Annotated in this window: 15 protein-coding genes; 11 read left to right on the plus strand and 4 right to left on the minus strand. The window is 66.0% G+C overall.

Annotated features, from left to right (window positions below):
* The first annotated feature begins 6 nt into the window (after nt 1–6).
* The 5 genes from KBZ14_RS10090 to KBZ14_RS10110 all read left to right on the plus strand — a co-directional run bounded on the left by KBZ14_RS10090 (nt 7) and on the right by KBZ14_RS10110 (nt 4444).
* Nucleotides 7–954: an NAD(P)H-dependent glycerol-3-phosphate dehydrogenase gene (locus KBZ14_RS10090; protein ID WP_255118203.1), complete on the plus strand. Its 948-nt coding sequence runs from the start codon at nt 7–9 to the stop codon at nt 952–954.
* Complete coding sequence (locus KBZ14_RS10095; protein ID WP_255118204.1) at nt 951–1847, plus strand: PhzF family phenazine biosynthesis protein; 897 nt, start codon at nt 951–953, stop codon at nt 1845–1847. The genes KBZ14_RS10090 and KBZ14_RS10095 overlap by 4 nt, the downstream gene beginning before the upstream one ends.
* A 56-nt stretch (nt 1848–1903) precedes the next feature.
* On the plus strand, nt 1904–2782 hold the full coding sequence (locus tag KBZ14_RS10100; RefSeq protein ID WP_255118205.1) for a SpoIID/LytB domain-containing protein: 879 nt from the start codon (nt 1904–1906) through the stop codon (nt 2780–2782).
* A 3-nt stretch (nt 2783–2785) separates the two neighbouring features.
* A complete protein-coding gene (locus KBZ14_RS10105; protein WP_255118206.1) occupies nt 2786–3661 on the plus strand; it encodes an ATP adenylyltransferase family protein in 876 nt (291 codons plus the stop codon).
* A gap of 93 nt (nt 3662–3754) precedes the next feature.
* Nucleotides 3755–4444: a sigma-70 family RNA polymerase sigma factor gene (locus KBZ14_RS10110; protein ID WP_255118207.1), complete on the plus strand. Its 690-nt coding sequence runs from the start codon at nt 3755–3757 to the stop codon at nt 4442–4444.
* Here the strand turns inward: KBZ14_RS10110 and KBZ14_RS10115 are convergent.
* A complete protein-coding gene (locus KBZ14_RS10115; protein WP_255118208.1) occupies nt 4401–4583 on the minus strand; it encodes a tektin family protein in 183 nt (60 codons plus the stop codon). The genes KBZ14_RS10110 and KBZ14_RS10115 overlap by 44 nt on opposite strands.
* 240 nt (nt 4584–4823) lie before the next feature.
* Here KBZ14_RS10115 and KBZ14_RS10120 point away from each other — a divergent pair, with 240 nt between their 5' ends.
* Together KBZ14_RS10120 and KBZ14_RS10125 are read left to right on the plus strand one after the other, a co-directional pair.
* A complete protein-coding gene (locus KBZ14_RS10120; RefSeq protein WP_255118209.1) occupies nt 4824–6404 on the plus strand; it encodes a DUF3370 family protein in 1581 nt (526 codons plus the stop codon).
* Nucleotides 6405–6428: 24 nt separating this feature from the next.
* Nucleotides 6429–7496 carry a J domain-containing protein gene (locus KBZ14_RS10125; RefSeq protein WP_255118210.1) on the plus strand — a complete coding sequence of 356 codons (1068 nt, stop codon included), beginning with the start codon at nt 6429–6431 and terminating at the stop codon, nt 7494–7496.
* 818 nt (nt 7497–8314) lie between these two features.
* On the opposite strand, the gene KBZ14_RS10130 is transcribed toward KBZ14_RS10125, so the two are convergent.
* Entirely contained in the window at nt 8315–8809 is a 495-nt protein-coding gene (locus KBZ14_RS10130) for an allophycocyanin subunit alpha-B (protein ID WP_255118211.1), read from the minus strand.
* Nucleotides 8810–8922: 113 nt separating this feature from the next.
* On the opposite strand from KBZ14_RS10130, the gene rlmD reads away from it, so the two are divergent.
* The gene (gene rlmD / locus KBZ14_RS10135) at nt 8923–10284 is read left to right on the plus strand and encodes a 23S rRNA (uracil(1939)-C(5))-methyltransferase RlmD (RefSeq protein WP_255118212.1); all 1362 of its coding nucleotides are present in this window, start codon (nt 8923–8925) and stop codon (nt 10282–10284) included.
* 3 nt (nt 10285–10287) lie between these two features.
* On the opposite strand, the gene pheT is transcribed toward rlmD, so the two are convergent.
* Nucleotides 10288–12753 (minus strand): phenylalanine--tRNA ligase subunit beta, encoded by a 2466-nt coding sequence (gene pheT / locus KBZ14_RS10140; RefSeq protein ID WP_255118213.1) that lies wholly within the window; start codon nt 12751–12753, stop codon nt 10288–10290.
* A gap of 118 nt (nt 12754–12871) precedes the next feature.
* Here pheT and rpmG point away from each other — a divergent pair, with 118 nt between their 5' ends.
* Genes rpmG through KBZ14_RS10155 form a run of 3 tightly spaced genes read left to right on the plus strand, consistent with a single transcriptional unit; the run spans nt 12872 to nt 15386 of the window.
* Nucleotides 12872–13066, plus strand: coding sequence for a 50S ribosomal protein L33 (gene rpmG, locus KBZ14_RS10145; protein WP_094591577.1), 195 nt, complete (start codon nt 12872–12874; stop codon nt 13064–13066).
* A gap of 50 nt (nt 13067–13116) precedes the next feature.
* The gene (rpsR, locus tag KBZ14_RS10150) at nt 13117–13338 is read left to right on the plus strand and encodes a 30S ribosomal protein S18 (RefSeq protein ID WP_006041316.1); all 222 of its coding nucleotides are present in this window, start codon (nt 13117–13119) and stop codon (nt 13336–13338) included.
* Between the two features lie 17 nt (nt 13339–13355).
* Nucleotides 13356–15386, plus strand: a complete 2031-nt coding sequence (locus KBZ14_RS10155; protein ID WP_255118214.1) for a ribonuclease catalytic domain-containing protein — start codon at nt 13356–13358, stop codon at nt 15384–15386.
* Here the strand turns inward: KBZ14_RS10155 and KBZ14_RS10160 are convergent.
* On the minus strand, nt 15369–17183 hold the full coding sequence (locus tag KBZ14_RS10160) for an FAD-dependent oxidoreductase (RefSeq protein WP_255118215.1): 1815 nt from the start codon (nt 17181–17183) through the stop codon (nt 15369–15371). The genes KBZ14_RS10155 and KBZ14_RS10160 overlap by 18 nt on opposite strands.
* Between the last annotated feature and the right edge of the window lie 12 nt (nt 17184–17195).

Below are 17195 nucleotides of genomic sequence, written 5' to 3' on the forward strand. Positions count from 1 at the left end.
GGCGGCATGGGATTGCAGATCGGAGTCCTGGGGTTAGGCGCCTGGGGCAGCACCCTGGCGGACCTGCTGGCCGACCAGGGTCACAGGATCCAGGGCTGGAGCCGCCGCCAGGGGGGTGATCCCGCCCAGGTGCTCGCCGGAGCCGACCTGGTGCTGGCCGCGGTGTCGATGGCGGGAGTCAGCGCCCTTGCCAGGGCGTTGGGGCCCTGTTGGCCCGAGGGATTGCCCCTGGTGAGCTGCAGCAAGGGAATCGACCTTGCGCAGGGCTACACGCCATCGCAGTTGTGGCAGCAGCAGAACCCGAGCCTGCGGGTGCTCGTGCTGAGTGGCCCCAACCTGGCCCAGGAACTGGCCCAGGGCCTTCCCGCCGCCAGTGTCCTGGCCTGTGGGGATACCGAGCTGGCCCGAGGCTTGCAGCAGGCACTCAAATCCGATCGCCTGCGGCTGTACACCAACAGCGATCCGATCGGCACCGAAGTGGCGGGTGCCCTGAAGAACGTGATGGCGATTGCCGCTGGGGTGTCCGATGGCCTGGGCCTCGGCGCCAACGCCAAGGCCTCGCTCCTCTGCCGTGCCCTGCTGGAGATGGGCTCGGTGATTCAAGCCCTTGGGGGCGAACCCGCCAGCCTTTATGGGCTGGCGGGGCTCGGGGATCTGCTGGCCACCGCCAACAGCCCCCTCAGCCGCAACTACCGCTTCGGCCTGCAACTGGCCCAGGGCTGCTCCACCGAAGAGGCCCTGCAATGGGTGGGCGGCACGGTGGAGGGCGTTCCCACCGCCCAGGCCGTGCAGCAGCTGGCGGGCCGTGAAGGCTGGCACCTGCCGATCAGCCATCAGGTGGCAGCGCTGATCGCCGGTGAGCTCACGCCTCTGGATGCGGTGCGGCAGCTGATGGAACGGGAGCTCAAGGCCGAAGGGCTGCCCAAGCTGGCCACGGGCCGGTTCCTGCCATGACTGGACCGAGGCTACGGGCTGTGCTGGTGGAGGCCTTCGCGGCCCAGCCGTGCCAAGGCAATGGCGCCGCTGTGGTGCTGCTGGAGCAGCCCATGCCAGATCCATGGCTTCAGGCCCTGGCCACCAGCTTTCGGCAGTCGGAGACAGCTTTCCTGCTGCCGCAGCAGTCCGGGGGCTGGGCCCTGCGCTGGTTCACCCCCAGCTGTGAGGTCCCCCTGTGTGGCCACGCCACCCTGGCGGCCACCCTTGCTCTGGGCCATTGGGAGCTGCTGGCCCCCGGGATGTCCGTCAGCTTGGCCAGCCGCAGCGGTCCGCTGGCGGTGAGCCTGCTGGCGGATCCATCAGGCACGGCATCGCTGGTTCTGCCCGGCGGTGGCCTGGAGTCGGCTCCATGCCCGGAGTATCTCCCCGCCTTGATTGGTTGCCAACCCCTTCAGTTCTGGGGTTCCGCCCTCGGCTACCGCGTGGCGCTGCTGGACGAGGCTGTGGACCTCGAGGCGCTGGCGTTCGACCCAGGGGCACTACAGGCGCAGGAGCGTCCGGGGCTGGTGCTGATGCAGGCCTTCAGCGGCGACAGTGCAGATCGCCCCCGGGTTCTCGGCCAATCCGCTGACTATCAGCTGCGCTTCTTTGCGCCAGGCCTGGGCATTCCAGAGGACCCCGTGACGGGATCCGCCCATGCGCTGGTGGCTCCTTGGTGGTTGACGACCCTGGATCGATCGCAGGTGGTGGGCTGGCAGCCCTCTGCACGCCGTGGTGGAATGCTTTGCGAATCTCCGGCAGCGGACCTGGTCCGCCTGACCGGGTCTGGCCATCTCCTATGGGACGGGCTCATCAACGCTGGTGGGATGCCGCTCGCAGGGGGCGACTGGTCCGTCTGCAAGGGCTGCTGATCACAGCTCCTCTGGGCCTGAGTGCTCTGGGTGTGGGTTTCGCGGTGCAGGGCCTGATGCCCACTCCTGCCACCCTCAGCGGGCCCATGTTGGAGGCGATGCTGGAGACCCCTCCGGCCCACACAACACCCCGGGCCAGCGCCCGTGACGATCTACGGGGAGTGGCTGCAGAGCGGACGGCCAAGCCAGGGGCCTTGGCCCTGGGTGAGCCGGCTAGGGGAACACCGCTCAACCTTGAAATTCGGGTGGCGCTGTTGTCGGCCGGAGGGCAGGTGCAGCTGGGTGCCACTGGACCCTGGTGGCTACGGCGCCGTGATGGTGAGGTGCTGCGGCGTGGAGGGCACGACCAGACCCTGGAGGTGGCGGCCAGTGGTGGCCTGCCGGCCGAACTGTGGCTGGAAACCAATCCCGGCGAGCGGGTGCGCCTCAATGGCAGCGCCTACAGCGGTCGGCTGCGGCTCGTGCAGGAGGGCAGCAGGTTCCAGGTGGTGAACCACCTACCTCTCGAGGAGTACATCGCCTCGGTGGTGGGAGCGGAAATGCCCAGTTCCTGGGACATGGAGGCCCTCAAGGCCCAGGCTGTGGCGGCCCGGTCCTATGCCTTGGCCCACATGGCCCGCCCCGCCAGCCAGCACTGGCACCTGGGGGACACCACCCGCTGGCAGGCCTACCGCGGGTTCGGAAGCAGCAACGACCGCACGCGCCGGGCGGCGGCAGAGACGGCCGGTTTGATCCTCAGCTATCAGGGCGGCATTGTGGAAAGCCTCTACGCGGCCAACAGCCAGATCAGCTGGGAGGCCCATGGCACCCTTGGCGCCAGCATGAGCCAGGAAGGGGCTCAGGCCCTGGCTCGTCAGGGCTATCGCTATAACCAGATCCTGGCTCGCTACTACACCGGAGCCTCCCTGGCGCGGCTCCGGGCGGGCAGCGGTTGAGCCGTGGCCAACATCCTCTCCAGCAGCGGCGTCCCCAGAGCCGAGCTGCTCTGGCGAGCAGCGCTTGATCGGAGTGCCTCAGCCCTGGGCTCAGGCGCCCTGATGCCCCTGAGCACGGCACTGGTGCCGCTGGATATCCCAGGGCCTTTTGTCGTGCGTCGGTTGCTCTCGCAGACCCCCAAACACCTGCGCAGTGCTGGCCCCAAGCCGAATCCCTTCCTTCCCTGGGATCCCGAGCTGGAGGTGCAGCGTCTAGGCACGACCCACCTAGCTCTGCTGAATAAATACCCCGTCCAGGAGGGGCACATCCTGCTGATCAGTCAGCAGTGGCAGCCCCAGGCCGGCTGGCTCACCGGTTCCGACTGGCGGGCCGTCGCAGCGATCAGCGCGGATACAGGCGGGTTGTGGTTTTTCAACAGTTGTGCGGCGGCTGGGGCTAGTCAGCCCCATCGCCACCTGCAATTGCTGCCCCGACGCAACGGTGCGGTGAGCTGCCCGCTGGCCCCCAGCATCCAGGCCCAGTTGCGGGGTGAGCAGTCCCCCTGGCCATGGCACTACCGCATCAGCCCACGCCAGCAGGCCAGGGCTTGCGTGGACGCTGCGGCCGCGGAACTGGCGAGCCTCTATCTCCGCCATAGCGCTGCGCTCGACCTCGGAACCCCGCAGCAGGACCCAGCTCCGCGGCAGCCCTACAACCTGCTCTTCGATGACCAGTGGTTCATGACCGTCCGCCGCACGCGGGAGCAGTGGGCGGGATTCAGCGTCAATGCCCTGGGGTTCGCTGGCTCCCTGTTGCTCACCGACCACTCCGACCAGCATTGGCTGGAGCGGCATGGCCCGTTGGCCTTACTGGGGGCGGTGGCGGCAGAAGTCCGGTGATTTCTCGGATGTAGAGAGCATCCAGAGGCTGGCTTTGTGGTGAAGGGAGTCGGTGCCACGGTTCCCCCCTACATCCGTTTGTCCTCAACCGCTATGGCGACATGTCAGTCAACGATTCAACGGCGCAATGCCCGCATCGAGACCTATCTGCACCTCGTTCAACCCATCGCCCGGCACTACGCCAGGGTCTGCCCCGAGTCGCGGGATGATCTCCAACAGGTGGGTTTACTGGGCTTGATCCGGGCTGCTGAGCGCTATCGCAGTGCCGAGCAGGTGCCCTTCGCCGTGTTTGCCAGGCCCCACATCCGCGGTGCCATCCTGCATTACCTGCGGGATCTGGCCCCCGCCATCCGCCAGCCGAGGCGCCAGCAGGAGTTGACCCATCAACTGAGCCAGCAACGTCAGAGGCTGGTGATTGAGCTGGGCCGCGAACCCAGGGACAACGAGCTCAGGGCGGCCTGTGGCCTGAGCCTGCAGCGCTGGCAGCAGCAGCTTCAGATGCCGAAGGCTCGGATGGTGTCCCTCGACGCCGCCAACGATCTGGCTGCCCCCGGAACTCCCCTCAGCGGTGAACGGCAGTACGAGGAGCTGCTACAGGCAGTCAAGCGTCTTGATCAGCAGGCACGCCAGGCCATTCAGGAGGTGGTGATGGGAGGCCACAGCCTGCGGCAGGTTGCAACGCGCTGGCGGGTGAGCCCCAGCACCGTGCATCGCCACCTGCATCGGGGCCTAGCGGAACTCAGGAGTCTGCTGTCTCCCCCATCTGCTTCTGCAGCGTGCTGATGGCCGCATTGATCGCAGCCAGCTGACGCTCGAGGCCATCGCGCCAGAAGGTGAGGGTTTGCAGCTTGCGATCCTGGTGACGGCGGCGGAACTGCTCAGCGGTTCCGCCCTCTCCACAGCAAAAGAACGGCGGGAGCATGGGAAAATGTCAGCAAGTCGCTGTTCTAGCGGCCAGACTCCTCTGGCTGCGACGTTGCCAATCTGTCTAGGGCCCCCGCGCCCTTCATCCCGGGTCAGCCCGTGATCTTCAGGATCCGGCAGGGTTGTTGCCGCCACCAAGTCCATCAGGAGCTGAAGCAATTCCAGCCTGATCCCACCGCACACCGTCTTTATTCGCATCTTGAGAGCAGTTGGTCCCATAGGTCTCATGCGGCCCTTCATGCTCGCGTTGGTGGGTGGCGTGATCCTGGTCGGCGTGCCAGCGCGCGCCTACGTCGCCCTCATGGCCGGTCAGGCAGCCCGCCCGCTCAAGGGCAACTTCAACAACGTGCCGGTGCTGCACTCCAACCAGCCCGAAGAGGTGCATGGGCCGGGAATTCTGGTCAGCACCACCCCTGGCTCCGCCATGGCCGCAGAGACCAACCAACCCCTGGACAACGCCACTTACACCTTCAATGGTGACTTCGGGTTGCACGTCCATCACAAGTACTACCCGGAGGACCGCAGCCGCATGGGTCGCGGCACTGGTCCGAGGGGCAAGCTGACCCTCGCCACGATCCTGATCAACCCTGGGGCTCGTCCAGTTCATATCCGCTTCCAACAGGGGGCGGTGCGCAACAGCTTTGAGGCTCCCTACCTGCCCAACTACCTGATGGGCGTCAAACCTCTCGGGGCCAGACCCTGGAACACCGGCCCTGGTGACGCCACGGCTGTGCAGATGCTGCGGGGCAAGCTTGACCACAAGCTCTCCGACACCATCACCATCGCCCCCTACAGCCGCACCGTGTTGTTCAGCACTGAGCTGCCAGCCCGCGGCATCGCCAATGGCTTACTGAAAGGGCGTAGCGATGGTCCCTTTCAGATGGCCGTGGTTGCGGCCGAAGACCCCAAGAGCGACCAGGACATCATCGCGGAGATGGATAGCGGCAGGCTCGCCCCTGGCCGGATCTACCTGAACCGGGTGGGGCAGATCCAGAACGGCACGGTCTTCTCCCGGGTTGCCGGCGTGGCCCTTGGGGACACCTACGAGGCCAGCCTCAATCATGACCTCAGCCAGGGGGCCCTGCATGTGCCCCTGACCAGTACGAACCGGCACAACTTCGGTACCGGAGAGCAGCAGGTGAATCCGCTGGCCAGTCGCATGCTCGATTCATCCGTCAACAACATCGGCACCTACGGCGTCCGCTTCGACGTCACCCTCAACCTCTCCGGGGCCGGCCCCCACCAGCTTGTGCTGAGCCATCCCACTCCCACCGGTGGACGTCCATTTGTCGCTTTTCGCGGCTCGATCGGCATCAATAGCGACGAGGGCTACCAGGAGGTGCACGTGGGCATGAAATCTGGAGAAAGCCTCTCCCTGGCGTCCCTGAACCTCAAGCCGGGCCAGAACAATCCGGTCAAGGTGAGTCTCGTTTATCCCGCGGATGCGACACCAGGCCACCTGCTGAGTGTAGTTCCGGACCAGCAGCTGGCCCGGGTGCGGGAGCGCCAGATTCTGATTGCCAAGGCCGCAGCCGAATCCCAAACGAGCCGGCAACGCACCCCACCTCCGGCCCCTCCGGGACTCGCCGTGACTCCCCAGGCACCAGTGGCGATCCCCGCTCCTGCACCGCGTCAGCCAGTGCTGGCACCGGGTTGGATCGATACCCTTCCCCCGATTCCGCCGGTCAACAGCTCCCCATTGCCCAAGTCCGGCCTTGGGTCACCCTCCTCAGAGCGGATGTCCCAGGCCCTACTGGATCGTTATCAGCAGGCGGTGGACGCCCAACAGCAGTTCATGAACAGCCTCATGGGCCGATAGTCTCAGCGGGGTCAGGGTCGGCGCGTGGGTCAGCGGGAATCCGAAACCAAGCGAATCACCCTCGACCTCAGCAAGTCGATGATCGACACGATCGATCAGCTGAAAGCGGAGTGGGGTCTCCGTAACCGCGGACAGATCCTCGAGCGGTTGCTCTGTGAGGTTCTTGGCCAGGAGGACGCCGATGACGAGCAGGAGCTCGAGCATCTGGCCGAGGAGTCGCCAAACGCTTCTGACCAAGCTGCATCGACAGCAACGGAATCCGCCGGGGAGCTCAGTTCAGCTGCGGCCGAGCTGAACGAGACAACGGCCATCGTGCTCATCCATTCCGACCTGGTCCAAGAACTAGACCAGGATAGTGTCTCATCTGAGAGTATCGAGCCGCCGCCAGTGCAGCGGCGGGGCTCACCCGGAACGGGCATCCAGCTACCGGGTTTCGTGCGGCGCCAGTCCAGTCAGCTCAGGCGCAGCCTGCATCCCCGGCCAGCGGCTCCAGAGTTTGAGAGGGGCCTTGCCCTGATCAGCGGCGACCAGCTCAGCAGCTCCATCAGTGCAGCCCAGCAGCACTGGTTGGACGTGTACAGCCAACCGCCCTCGCCACCGGTTCTTGAGGCCTCGATGGTTTGGCTTGCCAAGGACATCTGGCCCCAGTCCGACCAGAGTGATGGGCGACCGTTCACTTGGAGTCTCACGCAACAGGTGATGCGCTCCTTCGCTCCTGATTGGTCGGATGGGGAGACGAGCTTTGAGCGGGTGATCGTTGCCGCTGGCATTCTTGAAGACCCCTTCAGCGGCGACACGTTGGCTGTGCGGGTTCCCACCTTGATCACCCGCTTTGTGCAACGGGCCCGCAGCCGCCAGAAGCGGGGCACCTCGTTCCAGGCGATCGATCAGGCCATGACGGTTCACGGCGCCCTCAAATTGCTGGAGTTGCCCACGGTGGCTGACCGCCCCTATACCCTGCAGGACATTCGCGAGGCGTACCGGGAGCAGGCCCAGTCGCACCATCCCGATGCAGGTGGCTCTGCTGATGCGATGCGCCGGCTGAACGAGGCTTACCAATTCCTCAAGGATCGCTATTGGCGAGCCGCATAATCAGCCTGTTCATCTGAGACGCAAGCTAAGACTTATTCAGGGTCTCAGCTGAGACGCCCGGTCCTCGTCAGTCGTGCGGAGGGCTGGGCGCGGCAAAGCCTTAAAAATCGTCGATTTCATTTGCGCGATCCATAGTTATTAGCGGGGTCCACCGCAGGTTCACGGGCAATCCAGGATGGGCAGGGCCTGGTGCCTTGGCCTGTGGGCTGTCCAAGGCTGAGCGGTCCCCCTGGCCAGCGGCCCTGGCCACGGCTCAAAAGCCTGTATTTGCAAGCTTTTAAGGGCTCGCGTACCTGCTGTAGACACAGGTACGCAGACGGTTCTGGCCCGAACGGTGCGCGAGGGGCGGTCCTATGGGCCGGTTATTTCTGACGCGAATGCTGGGCGTCCGTTGGGTGCAGCGGACGCTGATTCCGGTAGTCCTGAATGGGACTGGAATCGAGTCTAAGACTGCGTCTTATAGGAGCTATCCGAACTTGCTCCTCCGTTGCTTGACAGCATCAGGGCGGAGCGGGTGCACGAGACCATTGCAAGCTGGTCTAGTAAGTCTCAGATGCGCCATGCGATGAGTCCAGGTACGAGACCACGTCCCGAATCGTGAGACGCTTGTGCATTGGCTGGACCGCCTGGGCTCAGGTCGGCTGCGCGGACGTGCAACCCTCTGTGAGTCTTTTATCTCGCCTGAGACACACTATGGGTCTCGTTTCTTGTCCCATGCCAGACCTAAGGGATCAGCGTGGGGTGCTACGGGGTGCTACCAGGTCATGAAAAAGCCGGCCTTTCGGCCGGCTCGATCTGCTGCACGCTGGGCCTATGCCTCAGGTGGGGGTCTGCATGCCTTGAATCAGAAAATCAAAATAGGGAGCAGCCACGGATGCATCGTCCTTGTTCAGCAGCACCAGGGAGGCCTCTTTGATGCAGCGCATCGACTCCACCATCCCGGCCATCGGCACGCCGAGGCTGTTGTACATCTCGCGGGCTCCTTCCAGACCGATCTTCTGGATCATCTCCGTGCTGCCGGCCAGGACGCCGTAGGTGACCAGCCTCAGGTACCAGCTGAAATCGCGCAGGCACTGGGCCCGCTGTTTCTGGCCGTAGGCGTTGCCACCCGGGGCTACGTATTCAGGCTTGCGACTGAACAGTTGGCGGGCGGCCTCATCGACAATCTTCTTCTCGTTCTCGGTGAGAACCCGAACCACGGTTAAGCGGCTGGTGCCTGCCGAGAGGAAGTCCACCATCGAGCGCAGTTCGCCGCCGGTGGGATAGCGCAGTTGATCGTCTGCCTGGAGGATCAGATCCCGAACGACGCTCATCGATACCACCTTGCGCCCGCCCACTTTATCCAGATCGGGGCTCTGAGCCGGGTCCGGAAGCCCAGGTGTTTACGCACCGATAGGGTCAGGGTTGCGCGACAGGCACTGTGCTGATGGCCCAACACCCCGCTGCCATTGGCGAGAAGCTGGAGCTGGAGATCGATGGCATCGGCCATGACGGCCAGGGCGTGGGCCGTTGGCAGGGCATGGCCGTGTTCATCCCCGGGGCCCTACCGGGCGAACGGGTGTATGTGCGGGTGCGCAGGCTGGCCAAGCGGCATCTCGAGGCCGACCTGGTGGGCGTGGAGCGCAGCAGCCCCAACCGCCAGAAACCCGCCTGCATCCTGGCGGACCGCTGTGGTGGCTGCACCCTGCAGCACGCCACCGATGCGGCTCAGGCCAGCTGGAAGCACGATCTTGTCGTTCAGGCCCTGCGCCGTATCGGTCACCTGGATGTGGCCGTGGATCCCATCTGGTCTGCCGTCAATGGCTTGGGCTACCGCAACCGCGCCCTGATCCCACTCGAGCGGACCGACGCCGGTGTGTTGCGCGCTGGCTACTACCGGCGCGGCAGCCACAAGATCGTGAACATGTCCCGCTGTCCGGTGCTGGATCCACGCATCGATGGCCTGATCGCCCCGATCAAGGCTGATCTGGAGGCCAGCGGCTGGCCCGTGGATGTGAATCTCAGTGGCGAGGGTGGTCTGCGCCATCTGGCCCTGCGCGTTGGTCATCACACCGGTGAGGTGTTGATCACCCTGGTGAGCAGCCACGCTGTGCTGCCTGGTCTCACCGACCTGGCCCAGCAGTGGCAGCAACGCTGGCCAGAGGTGGTGGGCGTGTGCCTCAATCTTCAACCCAAGGCCTCCAACGCCGTGATGGGGCCTGTGACCGAGACGATCTGCGGCCGCCCCTGGCTGCAGGAGCGCTTTACCGGCCAGGCGCTGCGCATTGCAGCCGACACGTTCTTCCAGGTGAACACCCCGCAGGCGGAGCGGATCGTGCCCCTGCTCCAGGAGGGTCTGGCACCCCTGGCCAACCGCACGATCGTGGACGCCTACTGCGGCATCGGCACCTTCAGCCTGCCCCTCGCCGCAGCTGGTGCCCAGGTGCTGGGCCTTGAGGTGCACGGCGGCTCAGTGGAGCAGGCGCGCTCCAATGCCACCCGCAATGGCCTCGAGCGTGCCCTGTTCGAGGAGGCCGATGTGGCCTCCGTGCTGGCGAGTCGCCTGCAGGCCGCTGATGGCCTGTTGCTGGATCCGCCGCGTAAAGGTCTCAGCGAGCAAGCCATCGAGGCCATCGTGACCACCCTGCCCTCCCGGATCGCCTACATCAGTTGCAACCCCGCCACCCTGGCCAGGGATCTGGGGCTGTTGTGCCAGGACAACCGCTACCGGCTCACCCGGGTGCAGCCGGTGGATTTCTTCCCCCAGACCAGCCACGTGGAAACCGTGGCCCTACTGGAGCGCACCTGAGCGTCAGGCGCGCAATTGCGCGCCGAACTGCTTCTCCAGGGCCACCCGAATCGCCTGGTGGGCCGCGTCCACTTCACTGTCGGTGAGGGTGCGCTTGGCATCGCGGTAGCGCAAGCGGAAGGCTTGGCTGCAAGAGCCAGCCCCCACCTGATCCCCCTCGTAGCGATCCACCAGGTCTGCCTGCTCCAGCAGGGGTTTGCCGGCTTTGCGGATGGCGTTCAGCAGTTGGTGGCTGGCGGTGCTGTTGGGCACCACCAGGGCCAGATCCCGTTCGGAGGCGGGCACTGTGGGGTAGGCGGCAAAGCGGGGCTGCCAGCGGTTGCTGCGGGTGGCGGCCATGAGCAGCAGGGGCAGATCCAGCTGGAATCCGTAGGTGTGGGGCGGCAGATCGAACGCTTCCGCCTGCTCTGGATGCAGCTGGCCGAACCAGCCGGCCGGCCGGCCTTCCACCACCACCTGGGCGGCACGACCGGGATGCAGCCAGGCATGGCTGGTGAGTGGCCGGTCTTCGGTGGGCAGGGAGAGTGCTCCCAGGGCACGCTGCAGCACGCCTCGGGCCTGGAAATAGTCGGGGGCTTGGGGTTTGCCGCTGCTGCTCCACAGCTCGGCCTGGCGGGAGCCACAGATCACACCCGCCAACTGGAGGCTCTGGCGTTCCTTCTGGGCGTCCAGCCGGAACACATGGCCGATCTCAAACGCCCAGAACCCGGAGCGCCCCGCTTGCAGATTGCGCTGGGCGGCCAGCAGCAGATCCTCCAGCAGGTTGTCGCGCAGATGGCCGTAGTCAGCCAAGAGCGGGTTGGCCAGGGGCAGCCGTTGGCTAGGCAGATCGCCCGTGGGGGGCAATTGGGATTGGGCGGGACCCAGGGACAGGCTGCAGGTTTCCTGCAGACCGGCCTGCGCCAGGGCCTGCCGTAGACGTCGTTCGGCCTGCTGGCTGGCGCTCAAGCCGCCGGGGGCAATGGGGTCAGGCAAGTGGCTGGCGAAGCGGTCGTACCCCACCAGGCGCGCCACTTCCTCGATCAGATCCACCTCCCGTTGCAGGTCCATCGCCCGGGAGGGGGGAACCTCCACGCTCCAGCCCTCCTCGTGGCTGTGCAGCACGCAGCCAAGGGAGGTGAGGATCTGCTCAATGTCGGCATCGGGCAGATCCCCGTAACCGTCGCCGAGATCCACGGGACCCAGCAGGTTGTGGACGGCGTCGCGGTTGAGGTCCAGGGCGGGGCGGCTGGGGTCGATGCGCTGATGCAGCCAGCGCCCCTCCAACTGGGCGCCGCAGATCTCTTGCAACAAGGCCACAGCCCGGTCGGCGGCGAGGAGGGTCATCTCCCGGGGCAAGCCCTTTTCAAACCGACTGCTGGCATCGGTGCGCAGACCAACGCTGCGGGCGCTGCGCCGCACCGTCTGGGGGGCAAACATCGCCGCCTCCAGCCAGATGTTGGTGGTGTTGTCCTGTACTGCTGAGTTGGCGCCGCCCATCACACCGGCCAGGGCCACCGGCGTGTCGGCATAGGTCACCACCAGGGCATCGGCATCCAGGCTGTGGCTGGAACCATCGAGGGCGGTAAAGGCTTCGCCGGCATGGGCCAGTCGCAGGCCGATCGCCTGGGGGTCGGCCGGCCCAGCACGGAGCGCGACCAGCCGATCGCGATCAAAGGCATGCAGGGGCTGACCCAGTTCCAACATCACCAGATTGGTGATGTCCACCACGTTGTTGATGGGCCGCAACCCGGCCCGCTCCAGACGGGTCTGCAGCCATCGGGGTGACGGACCCACCCGCAGGCCCGTGAGGGCCGTGAGGCTGAACAGGCCACCGTCTTCGATGGCGTTCTGATCCGCTGGGCCGATGGGCAAGGGCTCCGCGGGGATCGCGGGGGCGGCAGGCATCAGGGTCAGCGGTGCCGCGGTGAGGGCCGCCACCTCTCGGGCGATGCCCTGCATGGACAACCCATCGGGCCGGTTGGCGGTGATGGCCAGCTCCAACACCTGATCATCGAGGCCAAACAGGGGGCCCACGGCGCTTCCGACGGCTGGACTCTGCTCGAGCACCTCATCGAGGATCACGATGCCGTCCGAGCTGTCCGCTAGGCCCAGCTCGGACAGCGAGCAGATCATGCCGCTGCTAGCCACGCCCCGCAGCTCGGCTGGTTTGATCGTGAGGTTCACCGCTGGGAGATAGGCCCCCACGGTGGCCACCGCCACGTGAATGCCGGCGCGCACGTTGCTGGCTCCGCAGACAATCTGCAGAGGCTCTGCAGCACCCACGGCTACGCGGCAGACACTCAACTTGTCGGCATTCGGATGGGGCTCTCGTGCCTCCACGAAGCCCACCACTACGCCGGCTGCCCGGGCGGCAAGATCCTCGATCTCCTCCACTTCAAAGCCAGCCACCGACAGGCGTTCAGCCAGTTGCTCCGGGGGCAAATCGCAGGCCACCAGCTCCCGAAGCCATTGGAGCGAGACCCGCATTGCCCGATCGACGGAGGAAGGGAGACTCTAATGATCGGCCCCGGAGCAGGCAGGGGAAGACGAGGAGGTATCGTTAGTCACTGTCAACTCGCATCGCATCAGCGGCGCAACGTCCTTTATGGCTAAGAACAAGGGCGTCCGGATCGTGATCACTCTCGAGTGCACCGAATGCCGGTCCAACCCCGCCAAGCGGTCTCCTGGCGTGTCCCGTTACACGACAGAGAAGAACCGCCGCAACACCACTGAACGGATTGAGCTCAAGAAGTTCTGCCCCCACTGCAACAAGTCGACGGTCCACAAAGAGATCAAGTGATCTCTCGCGTGTGATTTGAGCCTTCTGCACCCAACCCCATCCGTTCAGTCATGAGTAGTTCCTTCTTCAAGAAGCGCCTGTCGCCGATCAAGCCCGGCGATCCGATCGATTACAAAGATGTCGATCTGCTGAAAAAGTTCATCACCGAGCGTGGCAAGATCCTGCCCCGCCGTCTGACAGGCCTCACCGCCAAGCAGCAGCGCGACCTCACCAACGCCGTGAAGCGCGCGCGCATCGTGGCTTTGCTTCCCTTCGTGAACCCTGAGGGCTGATCCCCTCCTGAAGACCCTTGAATCCTGGTGATCTGGTTGGCGTTCATGCCCGTTCTGGGCCATGTCTTGCCCTGATCACCTCGATCCAGGGGTCTAAAGCTTCCCTACGCGTCGGCTTTCAAGCCAAGACGGAGCGTTGGGCGCTCCGCGAGCTTGAACTGATCAGCAGTCCGTCCAACAGCAACGGTGATCCCGCAGCCTCGATCGCCGAAGCCCCTTGGAATGTCACCCAGGCCGCCCTTGACACGGCCAGCCCATCGCGGCGTGACCTCGCAGCGGCTTGGTTGTTGCTCAGTGGTGACCAGAGTTGGTTATCCCTGGCCTCGCTGACCGAGCTGCTCGTGGCCAGGGTGGAACCGCTCGCCCTTTCCTCCACCTGGCTGCTGCTGCAGCACCAGGATCTGTTCCGCTGCAAGCAGGGCAGCGTCCAACCCCGCAGCCTCCAGGATCTGCGCAGCCTGCGGCGTGAGCGTCATGGCGAGGTGCTGCGCCAGCGCCATCAGTTGGAGTGGCGCCACACGCTGGCCCAGCGGCAACCCCTGGCGATGGATCAGCTTCCGACAGAGGCCCGCCACCAGTTGGAGGCCCTGCTGCAGTTCGCCACTGACCCCAGCGACGGTCTCTCCCCCGCCCTGCGCCAGCTGTTGCTCGATTGTCAGTGCCCGCCCCAACTCGGCGATGTGCGCCGTTTGCTGGCCGACCTAGGCCAGTGGCAGCGCCATCAACTGCGCTGTCTGGAGGGCACCACCTGGTCTGCTGGATTCGCCGCTGAATTAGAAGCCGAAGCGGCGGCCCTGGTGCAGGCGGCTGACGCTCCCCATCCCAGTGATGCAGGGCGGCTGGATCTCTGTCACCAGCGCAGTGTCACCATCGATGACGCGGACACCCGCGATGTGGACGATGCTCTGGCCCTGGAGCGCTGCCCCGATGGCAGCCGTTGGATCTGGATTCATGTGGCCGACCCGGGGCGGCTGGTGGCGGCTGGCTCGGCTCTCGACCAGGAGGCGCAACGCCGGGCCAGCAGCCTTTACCTAGCCCAGGGCAACGTGCCGATGTTCCCGGCTTGTCTGTCTGAAGGGGTGTTCAGCCTGCACCAGGGCCGCCGCTGCGCCAGCTGGAGCGTGGGCGTGCGGCTCACGGATACGGGCGCCATTGCTGAGCAGCGCCTACACCGTTCCTGGATTCAGCCCCTCTATCGCCTCAGTTATGAGGATGCCGATGAGCTGATCGAGTACGCCCCCCCCCAGGACGATGACCTGGCTGAATTGCACGACCTGCTGGGGGTCCGCCGCCGCTGGCGTGAATCCCAGGGTGCTCTGTTGATGGATCAACCGGAGGGGCGTTTCCGCCGCTGCGACGAGCACGCCGAGCTGGAGGTGGTGGAACCGAGCCCATCGCGGTCGATGGTGGCTGAGGCCATGATCCTGGCGGGAGCGGCTGTGGCTGAGCACGGTAGGGCCGCTGGCCTGGCTCTGCCGTACCGCAGTCAGCCCAGTTGCACCCTGCCTACGGCAGCGGAGCTCGACAACCTGCCGCCGGGGGCCGTGCGCCATGCGGCCCTGCGCAAGGGCCTGAGTCGCGGACTCACCGCGCCCCAGCCTTCGCCCCACTTCAGCCTCGGACTCGAGGCCTACGTGCAGGCCACCTCCCCCATCCGCCGCTATGGCGACCTGCTCACCCAGCGCCAGCTCGCCGCCCAGCTGGAGGGCGGCTCACCCCTGGGTGCCGATCAGGTGAGCGAGCTGCTGGACCAGTTGGACCCGGCCATTCGCCAGGGCATCCAGATCAGCCGTGAGGATCAACGCCACTGGCAGCAGGTGTGGTTTGCCGAGCACCGCAGCGAGCGCTGGGAAGGCCTGTTCCTGCGCTGGTTACGGCCCCAGGATGGGTTGGCCCTGGTGCGCCTCGATCAGCTCGCCATGGATCTGCCCGTGGTGGTGCACGACAGCTGCACGGCTGGTGATGGCGTTGTGGTGCAGGTGAAGGAGAGCGACCCCGATGGCGATGTGTTGCGGCTGGTGGCCCAGCGCTCAGCGCGCCAGACGTGAGGCCCTCAGCCAGGGCCCCCAGGGGTTGAGGCAGCCGATCAACTCCACAGGCCTGGGGCCGTCCAGCTGCTGGAGCCAGTGGTGAAGCGCCGGTTCCAGGGTGATCACAGGCCATGGGCCCTGGGCGCCGCGGAAGCTGTAGCCGCCCATGCCATCGGGACTCAGCTCCCCACTCCACAGGCGCTCATTGGGTTCCGAAGGCCCGCGATCGGGGCAGAGCCGCGCTGGCCGGCCGGCAAGGGTGCCCTGGGCAGATACCAGCGAGGGGTCATCCAGGGCCTCCCGCTGACGCTCGGCCCAGAGGGGGTGATGCCATGGGGTATCCCACAACGGCACGGGGCCAGCGGGAGCCCTGTCATCACTGATCAGCTGGTTCTGAACCTCCCGCACGGGAAGGTCGCCGGGGTTGAGGCCCCGCATGGCACACAGGGCTGCAGCGGCTCCAGCGGCCTGGCCGATGTTGAAGATCAGGGGCTGCAGCCGCGTGGCCCCGTTGGCCATGTGGCTGCAGCTGAAGCACTTGTCGGCCGCCAACAGATTCTCAACGCCGTTGCACACCAAAGCGCCATAGGGAATGCAGAAGGGCGTGCCGCTCCAACGCCCTCCCCAGCGGGTGCTTTTGGGGGCCAAGGCCCAGTCCTCGCCTGGGTAGTGATGGTCATTGGCGTAGTTGCCAACGGCCACCGATTGCAGCGCACCGGCCCCATCGAGGGGCAGCGGTGCCACCGATTCCCCGGGAGCCTGGGGCAGCAGCTGCTGTTCGATCACCAGCTCGTGTCCCACCAGCCGCCGTCCCTCACGCCAGTAGGGCATCAGAGCCAGGTTTTCGCCGCCGTGCAGCGCACCGCTGGAGGCCTCGGCGCCATGGGCCGGAAAACAGCGCCCCCGTTGCAACCACCCCCCCGTGGCCTCCTCCAGGGCCGAGGCAAAGCGCTGGCTATGGGCCTGCATATCGGCGTAGAGAGCGGCACGCACAGCCGCGTCAGGGTCGAAGGCACGCTGCAGCTCACCGTGCCAGTCGTTGCCGTGCAGGGGCCAGTTGAGCATCACCAGCCCGCCCGGTAAGCGGCCGTAGGTGATCGTGCGTTCCAGCCCAAAGGCGTCGCTGGCCGCCTCAAACGGCGCTGGCAACACCCCTTGGCCCTTGGCGGCGGGAGGGAGGATGCCATCCGCCAGTTGGCCCATCACCACCCAGGTGGGGGACTGCACGGGCTGGCGCTGGAAGAAGGGATCGGTGGCCAGGGCCTGGGCCCCCGGGGCACTGGGCTCCTGCCACTGCTCCTGGGCTTCCCAGCCCAGCCGGTAGGGGGCCTCCGCCAGGGGAAAGCAATCGCCGCGATCACTGCCATCCACCAGCACCTGCAGGGCCACCCGGATGGTTTCGCCCTGGCGCTCGATCTCCACGGCTTCGAGCCGATCGGCGCGCCGCGCGATCGCGCGCAGCTGCACATCGGGCCACCAGCGCAGACGCGATTCCTGATGGCACCACTCCCGCAACAGCGCTTCAGCGGTGGCTGGGGCGTAGCCAAAACAGCTCACCCAGTTCTGGTCCAAGCCGTCGGGTTCGCGCCGCTGCAGCTCCCGTAGAAAGGCACCCCACAGCCCGGTCTGCCAGGGGCTGAGTTCGTTGCCATCGGGGCAACACACCCCCGCCGCGCTCACCATGCCGCCCAGCCAGGGCCCGGGCGTGAGCAGCAGGGTGTCGGCACCACCGCGGGCGGCCTGCAGCGCAGCCGCCACACCGCCGGTGCCGCCACCCCACACCACCACCTGGGCCTGGGCGCTGTTGCTCGGCATGGACCCGCTTGC

Source organism: Synechococcus sp. HJ21-Hayes (genome assembly GCF_024345835.1).
Taxonomy (GTDB): domain Bacteria; phylum Cyanobacteriota; class Cyanobacteriia; order PCC-6307; family Cyanobiaceae; genus Vulcanococcus.